Origin of the sequence: uncultured Algibacter sp., from assembly GCF_947487575.1 — a bacterium.
In the GTDB taxonomy this organism is placed as follows: Bacteria; Bacteroidota; Bacteroidia; order Flavobacteriales; family Flavobacteriaceae; genus Algibacter_B.
This window is the reverse complement of record NZ_CANKXG010000003.1, coordinates 147,428-158,176: the sequence shown is the minus strand read 5'-3', so window position 1 is coordinate 158,176 and position 10,749 is coordinate 147,428. Positions and strand designations below refer to the sequence as shown.

At 34.4% G+C, this 10,749-nt stretch carries 5 protein-coding genes; 4 read left to right on the top strand and 1 reads right to left on the bottom strand.

Translation table 11 applies throughout. The features are described 5' to 3' along the window. Positions 1 to 119 precede the first annotated feature (119 nt). Positions 120 to 1,670 carry a T9SS type A sorting domain-containing protein gene (locus tag Q0870_RS04245; protein WP_298551416.1) on the top strand — a complete coding sequence of 517 codons (1,551 nt, stop codon included), beginning with the start codon at positions 120 to 122 and terminating at the stop codon, positions 1,668 to 1,670. Positions 1,671 to 2,018: 348 nt separating this feature from the next. Continuing rightward, positions 2,019 to 3,935 (top strand): hypothetical protein, encoded by a 1,917-nt coding sequence (locus Q0870_RS04240; RefSeq protein WP_298551415.1) that lies wholly within the window; start codon positions 2,019 to 2,021, stop codon positions 3,933 to 3,935. Between the two features lie 45 nt (positions 3,936 to 3,980). Here the strand turns inward: Q0870_RS04240 and Q0870_RS04235 are convergent, their stop codons facing one another. After that, positions 3,981 to 4,865 carry an AraC family transcriptional regulator gene (locus Q0870_RS04235; RefSeq protein WP_298551414.1) on the bottom strand — a complete coding sequence of 295 codons (885 nt, stop codon included), beginning with the start codon at positions 4,863 to 4,865 and terminating at the stop codon, positions 3,981 to 3,983. Positions 4,866 to 5,075: 210 nt separating this feature from the next. On the opposite strand from Q0870_RS04235, the gene Q0870_RS04230 reads away from it, so the two are divergent. After that, positions 5,076 to 8,345, top strand: a complete 3,270-nt coding sequence (locus Q0870_RS04230; protein WP_298551413.1) for a family 78 glycoside hydrolase catalytic domain — start codon at positions 5,076 to 5,078, stop codon at positions 8,343 to 8,345. A gap of 56 nt (positions 8,346 to 8,401) precedes the next feature. Next, a complete protein-coding gene (locus Q0870_RS04225; RefSeq protein WP_298551412.1) occupies positions 8,402 to 10,732 on the top strand; it encodes a hypothetical protein in 2,331 nt (776 codons plus the stop codon). Positions 10,733 to 10,749: the final 17 nt, after the last annotated feature.

The following is a 10,749-nucleotide window of genomic DNA, read 5'->3' as shown; positions in this document are numbered from 1 at the left end:
AAATATAATGTCTTTTGGCGAAAACATGACTTAAATAATTAAAAATTAGGATAGTTTAGGATTGGTTTTTCCTTATGATTTTATAATTTTCAAAAAAACGATTATCTTAAGTCATAGCTATGAAAAAAAACACTTTTAAACACCTATTATTTTACAGTTTTGCACTGTTCTCTCTTTTTTTAACAGCCCAAACGGCGCCTGATGAAGATACAGATTCAAGTATTGCTTGTTCAGATGAATTCCGAAATGCTACTAGGACATCATCAGACTTGCCAAACCCTGTAAATGTAGGGACTATTGATGATAGAAGTTGCTACTCAGATTACTCAGAAAGTAATGTTTATGATAATACTTGGGGGGTATACAATATAACAGTTGGTTCAAACCATTTTCCGGAATCTTTACAGCCTAGAATAGAGCGTTCATTACCTAGGTCTCAAACAACAGGTGTGGGGAGTTATGCAAGATTTACAGGAACCGTTAGAATACTTGAAGTTGGTAGCGTTGATGGTTCTCTTAGTCGAGATGGTAGTTATATCATGCAAGCCAAAGGGAAGCATACTGGCGGTGGAGGTTCTCCAGATCCTGCTATTTGTTTGTATTTGGCGCTACCAATATATGGTTCAGGTGCTAATAGTAATGTACAGGTGTCTTTTGATATTTTTAGAGAGCAAATTGTTAATCGAGAAGGACAAAGAGAATTCGCTTTTTTAACCAATATAGCTAAAAATGTACCTACTGATATTGAACTAGAGGTAGGTTTTAGAGAAAACCCTAATAATCCTTCAAAAAAAATACATTATGCCGATGCTGTTATAGGTGGGCAAGTTTTTAATTGGAACATTCCAGAACCAGAAAGAGGCATACAATCAGGTGTTAGATATGGTGCATACAGAGTTAAAGGCGGTAGAGCTCAAATTAGATGGGCAAATACAACGTACCAGATGGAAGAAGTAGAAGGGGAACCTGTTGTAAGCGACGATCCAGATTTAACGAAAGCAGTTTACAGTTTAAGAAATGTAGCTACTGGGGAATTCTTAACCGATGTAGGGTTAGCTGCGACACCAGTTACCATGAGTGATTCAGATGAAGCACAAAATACGCATTGGACTTTTGTTAATAGTGGAGCTTTTTTTAATATTGATAGTGAAACTTTTGGAATACTGCGAGCTCCAGGTTCAGGTGGTCCAGGAGGACCTTATGTTGTTTTAAGTACGGAAAGAGATTCGCCAGAAAGTACTAGCGATAAAATTTGGACGATACATTACAATGAATCTAATGATACTTTTAGATTTGAATCTAGTAGTGCTAGGTACTTATATCATGAAGTAAATGGAAACGTAACACATATTTGGGCTTCAGAAACTGATAATAGAAGTGTATGGGAAGTTATTTTGAAAAGAGCTTTAAGTGTTTCTGTTGAAGAGTTGAAAAATAGTGCATTAAAAGTATATTCAAATCCAACAAATGGCGATTTTACTTTAGCGTTTAAAAATTTAGATGCTGTTAACGTTAAAATTTACAGTATACTTGGTGAATTGGTTTACGAAAACAAAACAAACAATCAAAAGTTAGAAATAAATAATAAGGCATTTACATCAGGTATGTATCTCATAAAAGCTACTACAAACGATAATAAAACTTACACTACAAAGCTTGTAATACAATAAGCTAGTAGGTATTAAATTAAAACAAAAAATATTTTGGGCGTTCCCCTCCTAAGGTCGGGTCGGGCTATCCACTATATCTTTTGTTTTTGTTGTTTCTGAGCAGGCAAGAAATATATAATTGAATATTTGTGCCTTTTCATTGTTATGGCAATCAATAAACAAACAAAAGGATACCGTTTCTATCCCTAAGCGGAATAAACCCGAAAGTAGTCGTTCTAAAAACAGCATAAGGCTTAAAATAGAAAAAACCAAGAACGCTCTTAAAATATTATTTTTATAACTCAGGATAAAACAGGACGGTTTTTAAATAACATTTTAATAGTTTTCCGATGATTTAATATAATAAAAATGAAAAGACGCAACTTTATACAACTATCAACCCTCGCAGGAATAGGAATCTCTCTTCCAATGGCAGGATTGCTAAATGCATGCGAAAGCCACTCAGAACATTCTTTAGAGTTTAAAAACTTAATTACAGGTTTGTTAAAAGATTGGAGTGATGGGATGTTAAAAGTACAAATTAACAATCCATCTAATTTAGATGAACATGGCGCTTTAGGCTGTCCATCTTGTTCTCATATTCACGGGCGCTGTATGGACGCGGTATATCCGTTTTTATATATGGCAGATAAAACTGGCGATGAAAAGTATATAGAAGGTGCTAAATTGGTAATGACTTGGGCAGAAAATAATGTTTCTCAAAAGGATGGTTCATGGACAGTAATTACAAACCCAAAATCTTGGAAAGGAATTACCGTTTTTGGAGCGATAGCTTTGGCAGAAGCTTTACATTATCATGGTCATGTTTTAGATAAAACAACAAAACAGGCTTGGACAAAACGTTTAGAAAAAGCTGGAAATTATATTTATAAAGAGTTTACAATAGATTTTACCAATATAAATTATCCAGGGACAGCAGTTTACGGTTTAAATTTAATAGGTAATGTTTTAAATAGAGACGATTTTAAAGCTAAGAGTAAAACATTAGCGTCTCAAGTAAAATCATATTTTACTGCAAATGAAGGCTTATTATTTGGGGAGTGTAAAAAGAGCTCCAGTAAGCTTAGTGAAAAAGGATTGCATGGTGTGGACTTGGGGTATAACGTAGAAGAAACGCTAAACAGCTTAGTCATGTACGCCCTTAAGGAAAAAGATGAAGAGCTTTTACAGATCTTAACAAAATCCTTAAATAGCCATTTAGAGTTTATGTTACCAGATGGTGGCTGGGATAATAGCTGGGGTAATAGAATGTACAAATGGAGCTATTGGGGCAGTAGAACCTGTGATGGTAGCCAACCGGCATTTGGAATGATGTCTCATATCAATCCTGCGTTTGGAACAGCAGCGGTAAAAAATACAGAATTATTGCAGCGTTGCACTGCCAATGGGCTAATACATGGAGGCCCTGGTTTTATTGAAGCAGGCATTCCACCTTGTGTGCACCATACATTTACACATGCAAAGCCTTTAGCAGCATTGTTAGATCATTGGGGTCATTTACCAGAAATCAATACAAATGCTAATCTGCCAAGAACAACTGCAGATGGTGTAAAACATTTTAAAGATTTGGATGTCTTCCTATTTGCAAGAGGCGATTGGAGAGGAACCGTAAGTGCTTACGATGCAGAATATCATTATAAGTACGATTATCGTCAGGCTTCAGGAGGAACTTTAGGGGTTTTATATCACAATAAAGTTGGGCTTTTATGTGCAGCAAGTATGGCAGAATATGCTTTAGTTGAAAAAAATAATCAACAAGTACAACCTAATAAAGATATCTGTTTAACACCAAGAGTTGAGGTGTTTAAAGATGATGTTTGGTATACAAATTTATACGATTTACCAGCAACAGTGACTTCTAAAGACGAAAATGGAACGATTGAATTATTAGCAGATACAAAAATAAAAAATGTAAATAGAGAAGAAGTTACAGAAACGGCTTCTACATTTAATATTGCTTACAAGTGTGCTGCTGATAAAACAGAAATTAAAGTAAGTACAGAGCAAGATATTATAGAGCAAACTGCTTTTGTATTACCAATTGTTTCGCCTTCAAGCGAAGTTGTAACAAATATTAGTGAAAACGAAATTACCATTCAAAAACCGGAAGGATTAGTAACGATTAAAGCAAATGCGCCCATTAGAACTAAAGAAATTTCAGGAAAAAGAACTTTTAATATGGTGCCTGGAGTCGAGGCATTACCCCTAGAAGTGTTTTTTGAGGAGGATAATAAAACTATTGAGCTTACAATAACAATAAGCTAATTAATAATAAACAGGGTATTATTTTAAATGATTCTCTGTTTTTTATCACAAGATGTCCTTGCTTATATTTCTAAATTGACCAGGTGCTAATCCAGTTTTTCTTTTAAACAATCTATTGTAATACACATCAGATTCAAAACCGAGTTCGAAAGCAATTTCTTTTTGAGACTTATTAGAGTTTAGTAATAATTCTTTAGACTTTTCAATTTTTAAGAGCAAATGATATTGTAATGGAGAAACCCCTGTTTGTTTCTTGAAGTCTATTCGAAATTTAGAATAACTAATGCCTAAATTTGAAGCTATCTCAATAAGATTAATAGAACTATTTATGTTTTTATACATAATGCCTTTTGCATGAGATATCATAGAATTTAAATCGTCTAAATTGCTACCCCCACTTTTTATATTATGTAGTTCTGCCATTAACTGTATACAAATGCCAGAAGCTAAATGTTGATATCCATAAGTGGTTTCGTCAAACAATTTAAACAGTGTGTTAAAATGATTTAGTATTTGAGGTTTGTTACATTTTGAAATAATAGGTTCATCTGGGTTGAAAAAACCATTGGATAAAAACTGATTTGCAATAGCTCCAGAAAACCCAACCCACCGCTCTGTCCAACCTGTACTTTTTTTGGGTTTATAACGATGCCAAACATCAGGGAATAATAAAAACACATCACCATCAGAAACTTTTATTTTTCCAGTAGCGTTGCTTTCAAAAACACCTTCGCCTTTAGTGATAAATACTAGATGAAATTCATTTAAAATACGTCCTTTATCCCAAGTAAAAATATATTGATCTGGATGATCCATAGAAGGATAATTTTCATATTTTTTTATAACATTTCGTCCTAAATTATTCACATAAAATCCCCATAATTTATCTTTTTTTGAGGTAATAAGATATTTTCTATAGGTATTTTTCATATCATTTTGTGCTACTAATATATCAAATTGTTAATTGATATAAGCATTAATAATGTCGAAATTTATCACACTAACTTTTATGACAAAACTTTTACTTTATTTGGTACATGATATTACAGGATGATAAATTTACATTTTAGAAATATATTTAAGGAGTTTAAAAAAGTACTTCAATTTTTTTGACATAAAAACAAACACATCTATTTAAAAATGAAAATGCAACTAAGCAGAACCGCATATATAAAGTATATTTTTTCTTTTTTTGCAATAGTCTTACTTATTAGTTTTTCAGGTTGCGATTCATCGTCAACTATAGAGTTAACAGATTTAAAATCAGAATACCGCACAAACCCCTTGGGTATAGATAATACTGCCCCAAGGTTAAGTTGGAATCTTTTTGATAACAGTCAAACCAGAGGTCAAAAACAAACGGCTTACCAAATTTTGGTAGCAAGTTCTATAAAGAATTTAGAAGGTAATGTTGGAGATGTTTGGGATTCTGGAAAAATTGAATCCAATCAATCTGTAAATGTAAAGTACGAAGGTAAAAATTTGGCATCAGCGCAACAATATTTTTGGAAAGTAAAAGCTTGGGATGTTTCAGGAAATGTTTCAAATTGGAGCGAAATTGGACACTTTTCAATGGGTTTATTAAAAAAAGAAGATTGGAAAGGCGAATGGATTTACAAAAAAGGTCAGAATAAAAAAGACCACAATTGGTATAGAAAAAATATTTCATTAGAAGAAAATCCACAGTCCGCTTTTATTTATGTAGCATCCTTTGGGTATCATGAAGTTTATGTAAATGGACAAAAAGTGAGCAATGCGGTAATGAATCCTGTGTATTCTTTTGTAAAAAAGCGATTACCGTACTTAACTTATGATATTAAAGAACATCTTAAAAAAGGAGATAATGTTATTGGTGTTTGGCACGCAGCAGGATGGTCACGCTGGGGAAGGATCAAAGATTATTACGATGCCCCGTTTGTGTTTAAAGCACAAGCAGATATTAAGTTAAGTAATAGTAACTTATTAATAAATACAGATGCTTCTTGGAAGTGTAAAAAGAGCTATAGCGCTTATGTTGGGCGCTGGGATATTAAAGATTTTGGCGGAGAAATTATAGACGAGCGTTTACGAGAAGACGATTGGAATACTACTGCTTATGATGACAGTGACTGGGATAATGCCGTTGTTTTTAATAATAATGAGGCAACGGAAGTTGGTATCTCCAATGTAAATCTTGGTCCTAAAGGAGCTATTGTTGTTCCCAGTACAGATGAAAATCCACCAACAAGTAAAATCACAGCAGAGTTAAGTGCTCAAATGGTGGAGCCACAAGTGAAGTATAAAGAAATAAAACCAATTGGTGTTCAAAAAGATAAAACAGGAAACTATGTGGTGGATATGGGTGAAAATTACACCGGTTTTTTTGAAATGAATTTATTTAATGGAAAAGAAGGCGATACTATTACTTTTAAAATAGCGGATCGTGAGGTAGTAAAATCATCTTGGGACCAACGTAGTAAGTATGTTTTTGATAGCACAGGAACAGGACATTTTACAAACCGTTTTAATCTAGCAGGAGGGCGTTGGATAACGATTGACGGTATCAATTACAAACCAGAATTAAAAGACATTAAGGGCTATGTAATTACTAACGATAGAAAGCAAATTAGCAAGTTTGAAAGTTCTAGTGAACTGCTGAACAAAATCTATCAAGTTAATTTAAATACATACATTGCCAATACTATTGATGGTATCTTAGTCGATTGTCCACATCGTGAACGTCGTGGTTGGGGAGAGGTTACCGTAGCGGCTATGTATGGCGATGCACTGCCAAATTTTGAAAGTGGGGCGTATATGACACAGTACGCGCAATTTATGCAAGACGCACAGGCCGAAGATGGTAAAATGAGAGCGGTAATCAATGGTGATGATTTTGAGTTTTTAATGTGGATGGCAAACAGCCCAATTACCATTTGGGAAACCTACAGAATGTTAGGCGATAAAAAATTGTTAGAAAACCATTATCCAACATTACAAAAGTGGATGCATTGGTTATACGAGCATTCGGATTACGAAACGGGAGGCGCTCTAAAAATTGGTACACGAGGTTCTTTAGAATTTCCTGGTTTGGGAGATTGGTGTACACCTAGAGGTAATTTCTGGACATCAAGTAATTCGCCAGAATCGGCACATTTTAACAACTGTGTATATGCGTTTATGTTAGAAAACGCCCTCAATATTGCAAAGACTTTAAACAAAACGGATGATGCTGAGGTTTTTAAAAAACGCTTAGACGTCCAACGAAAAGCCACACATAATAACAGTTACGATGCCAATACAGGAAAGTATGGCAAAGGGCATCAAGTTAATCAAGCCTTTGCTTTGTTAACAGGTGTTACGCCAGAAGCTGAAAAACAAAAAGCGTACAATAACTTAGTAGACCAAGTACTATATAAATTTCCGTATTACGATACAGGAAGTTCAGGACAGGCTTTATATACACGTTATTTTACGGAATATGGAGAGCGTATGGATTTAATCTACGAACTCTTAAAAGACAAGCGTCACCCTAGTTATGGGTATTTTATAGAACAAGGTAAAACCGTATGGCCAGAGCGTTGGTCTGCCATTGGAAACAGTCAAATTCATACTTGTTATACGGGTATTGGAGGCTATTTTATTAAAGGATTTGCTGGTATTCGTCCAGATTCTGAAAGGTTAGGTATGCAACATTTTATTATAAAACCTTCTCCCGTTGGCGATTTAACCTATGCCAATACAAGCTACCAATCTATGTATGGTAACATAACAGTAAATTGGAAAAAAGAAAATGAAAGTGCAACATTTCATATTGAAGTTCCTGTAAATACATCCGCAAAAATATACATTCCTGCAAACGAAAGTAATGCTGTTTTTGAAAGTGAAACTATTGCTGAAAATGTAGAAAGTATCAAATATATCGGCACAGAAAAAAGTGGTGCTGTAGGTAACTATGTCATCTACGAAGTGGGTTCTGGTACTTATACTTTTAAAGTAAATGAATTGCCTAAAGTAAATTATCCTGAACCAATTAATAAACCAGATAATTTAGCTTTAATAGGACGAATGAATGCCTCTTCAATGACCATTCAATCCGAAAAACTACCTGTTTTTGAAGCTTTTAGGGCGAATGATGAAAATAATGAAACCCACTGGAAAGCTAATTCTAACTCAAATGAATGGTTAGAAATTGAATGGTTTAAACCACAAACGTTTAATCAAGTTGTAATTGATGAATACAACGCAAATATTTCAAGCTATAAAATTCAGTATTTTTATGAAGACAAATGGTATGATGTAGCCGATGGTAAAAGTTGTGGTAATAATAATAGCCATGATTTTGAAACGGTAACAGCATCAAAATGCAGAGTCTTAGTGCATCAGTCTAAGAGCAATCCAGCAATTTCAGAATTCAAGATTTACCATAAGTAGAGTTTATAAATATAAATTTATTAATATATTAAGAGTTAAAATAAAAGAATAGAAATATGAAAACATGGCAAAAGAGATACACTAGTATTATTTTAATTTATTCATTATTTTTTAGTTCATTCATTTATGCTATTGAAGTAAAGAATTTAAAATGTAACTCTCAAGTAAACCCAGTAGGTATAATTAATTCAAGACCGCATTTTAGTTGGACATTCATTGGTGATGAAAAAAGTTCGAAACAAGGTGGTTATCGTATTATGATGGCTACATCTATAGAAAAACTTAAATATCCAGACCTTTGGGATACAGGGCCAACAAGTATTTCCGAAACAGGACCTTTTGAATATTTAGGAGAACCTTTAAAGTCAGGTCAGCGTGTGTATTGGAAAGTAACGGTTTGGGGAAATAACCGAGGCGTATCACATAGTGAACCTTCATGGTTTGAAATGGGAGATATAGAAAACCCAGAAACTGCATTTAAACCTTATGTATTTCCTAATACTAATGGAGTTGTACAAATTGCATTAAATGGACATGATAATGGGCGTACATTTGAAGGTATTGGAGGAGTAAGCGCAGGTGCTTCAACTGATTTATTATACGATTATGAAGACCCAATTAGAAGTCAGATATTAGATTTCTTGTTTAAACCCAAATTTGGTGCTGGTTTTCAGCATTTAAAAGTAGAAATGGGTGGTGGTGAGAACTCAACCTGTGGTTCGGAACCATCACACGCTATTACACGAGAAGAATTAAAGAATCCAGTGTCTAGAGGCTATGAATTTTGGTTAATGAAAGAGGCACGTAATAGAAATTCTGAGGTTATTTTGGAATACCTACCATGGAGTTTTCCTGGATACTTAAAACCGGATATTTTCACAGAGGAATCTGCAGAGTATTTTGTTTCTTTCCTTGATGTAGCTAAAAAACAATGGGGAATGGATATTGATTGGGTGGCCGCTGCAGAGAATGAAAATTATACAAGTCCCGATTGGCTAATAAACCACGTGCGTCCATTATTGGATGCTAGAGGGTATGAAAATGTAAAAATTCAAGGTCCCGATGATAATAGTGGAGACTGGAAGATTTTTGATGAGTTTGAAAAAAATAAATCTTTAGATAGCATTATGGAGGCCGTAGGTTACCATTATGTTACGGGGCGTGAGTTTAATGAAAATATGGTAGATGGTCGCGGCCGCCCTACAACCGAAAAAGCTAAGAATAGCGGTAAACCTTTATGGGCTAGTGAAGATTGGAGTTGGACAGGAAAGGAATGGGGAGGCGCAGGAGCGTTAAATTTGGCTCGTGTTTACAACAAATTTTATATCCGTGATAGGATAACTAAAACTTTAATATGGGCGCCTATAGGTTCCATTTATGAATCGGTAACTTGGGATAAAGCTGGGGCTATGAAAGCAAATAGTCCATGGAGTGGTTATTATGAAGTATGGCCAACTATTTGGGCAACTGCGCATACTACACAGTTTACGGAGCCTCTTAATTGGCAGTACTTAAACAGTGCGTGTGGTCTTTTTGAAGGCACAACGTATAAAGGAAGTTGTGTTACTTTAAAAGAAAAGGATGGCTCTGAATGGAGTATGATTATTTGCACTGAAAAGCAAGAAGAAATTGAAGTTAAAATTGGAGAAGGACTTTCTACAGGTACAATTAACGTTTGGAAATCTAACGAAAAAGAACAGTTTGTACAACAAGAAAGTATAACCCCAAAAGACGGAGTGATTCGAATTTCACTAGACCCTCAATGTATATACTCTTTAACAACTACATCTGGACAGAAAAAAGGAGCTTATAAAATCCCTGAAGAGAGCCCATTTCCATTTCCCTATAAGGAAGATTATGAAGATAGAAAAGTGGGAGACTTGCCTAAGTACCATTCAGATCAAACTGGAAGTTTTGAAATAGCTCTAAAGGAAGATGGATCACAATGTTTGAAACAAATTATCCCAGAGCAGGGGTACGACTGGATGAGAGTTTACAGACTTTCAAATGTAAAACCAAATACATTAGTAGGCGATGTAAAATGGAAAAATTATACCTGTAGTGTCAATGTGTTTATTGAAGGTGGGAATGTGGAACTAGGAGGGCATGTAAAAGGAAGCTACCTAAAAGGTTATCGTTTTCAAGTAGCGAAAAATGGTGATTGGAAGTTGATGTTTGATAAAGAGGTTCTAAAAAAGGGTGTTATTCCTGATTTTGATGGTAATAAGTGGCACACCCTTAAACTTACTTTTCAAGATAATGAAATAGAAGCCTTTATAGATGAGGTATCTGTGTTAAGTATGTCTCATCAGAAAACCTCAGGATATGTTATGTTGGCTAGTTCTTATGATGAAAATTTATTTGATGATTTAGAAATTACTCACTAGTAATTAGTATAATTTAA